The following is a 238-nucleotide window of genomic DNA, read 5'->3' on the forward strand; positions in this document are numbered from 1 at the left end:
GACCCGGAGACAGGAAAGTGGTCTCCGGCAGCGGATCGCTGGCACACCGGATTTATCGACGCCGCAGGTCACGGTGGGCTGCTCGGCCAGATCGAAGGACGGGCCACCGGTGATGTGCTGGCCTGGCCGGCCGACACCCCGCTCACCTGGCGCCAGGGGGTTCGTTTCGTGGCCATCGACATGTCCCCGTTGTGTCGGGCGGCGATCCGCACCGGACTGCCGCAGGCCACCGTGGTGG

At 69.3% G+C, this 238-nt stretch carries 1 protein-coding gene; it reads left to right on the forward strand.

Annotated elements, in window-relative coordinates; genetic code table 11:
* Positions 1-238 (forward strand): transposase (locus FMEAI12_RS34495; RefSeq protein ID WP_146776841.1); only part of this gene is annotated, 238 nt, incomplete at both ends.

Origin of the sequence: Parafrankia sp. Ea1.12 (genome assembly GCF_900465275.1) — a bacterium.
Lineage (GTDB): Bacteria > Actinomycetota > Actinomycetes > Frankiales > Frankiaceae > Parafrankia > Parafrankia soli.